General features: G+C 45.6%; 1 protein-coding gene and 1 pseudogene. Both read right to left on the bottom strand.

The annotated features are described in order from the left end of the window. Positions 1 to 194: pseudogene (locus tag AB4589_RS23565) on the bottom strand (hypothetical protein); the annotation flags it as partial. A gap of 52 nt (positions 195 to 246) precedes the next feature. Beyond that, positions 247 to 678, bottom strand: a complete 432-nt coding sequence (locus AB4589_RS23560) for a hypothetical protein (RefSeq protein ID WP_108196719.1) — start codon at positions 676 to 678, stop codon at positions 247 to 249. Positions 679 to 836 lie beyond the last annotated feature (158 nt).

Here is an 836-nt window from a genome sequence, read left to right as displayed (position 1 = left end):
ATCACCCCAAACACTTCGCTTTCATTGGAAGCGAGTGAAGTCTGACAAAATGACTTCACCAATTCAGGGGAATTGAGTGGCGTCTGCTCTGACACAAACAACTTAGATTTTAAAATGCTCGCGGCATGGTTCAAGATATCTTTTTCTTCTACAGAGAAAAGACTGTGATTAGAGTAGTTAGCAAGTACAGACATAATAGATCCCCTTTTAATATTTAAAGTCGTGATGGGCGGCGCTCAGTCCGTGTTATTGGCCATACAAGCTAGTCAGAAGGTCTTTCGCTATTGCTTGATGCTTAGCGGTCGTTTCAACGTTTCTCTCTTCTTTTTTCGCGTAGGCGTAATCTTCTCGCATCTGTTTTACCGTCGTCACTCTGTCACATACGCCAATACTCACCCCTTTTCCTTTCAGACTTTCCTCTAAGATTAAAGAGTCGGTATAACCAAACTCATTAAGTAAAATTTCGTGCACTTTTACCGCTCGAACGCTCGAATTAAAGTCAGTGGAATTCACCCAGATCAGTCCTTTTGAAACCGTAGCTGAAACAGTCGAACGAACTGCACGTTCAACGACCCGACAGGAGATATCATTTTTTGGTGAGCTTTCGTGCCCAGCGGCGAAACGCTGGTCGCTGAACATCGGTTTAGAGAGAGTTGGGCTTGAGTGTCGTTGTGCCATGAGGAGTTTCCTTTCTGTTTGAGTATCACTTTATGGAGCCGCTTGGCTGTCCCTACCTCAAACAGGGTTCTTCTCTGCAGGGGCGCGAAGCGTTCATTCACCCTTGCAGAGAAGGTTCTGATTTAGGAGGGTCAACAGCCTGCGAGCCCCATCAAATG

The sequence above is a fragment of the Vibrio sp. 10N.222.49.A3 genome, from assembly GCF_041475145.1.
In the GTDB taxonomy this organism is placed as follows: Bacteria; Pseudomonadota; Gammaproteobacteria; order Enterobacterales; family Vibrionaceae; genus Vibrio; species Vibrio tasmaniensis_A.
The sequence above is the reverse complement of the archived record's forward strand: the minus strand, read 5'-3'. Positions and strand labels throughout refer to the sequence as shown.

What these genes read in the sequence shown, in the direction of transcription:
- AB4589_RS23560 (WP_108196719.1), bottom strand. Translation starts at nt 678, where the DNA reads ATGGCACAACGACACTCAAGCCCAACTCTCTCTAAACCGATGTTCAGC.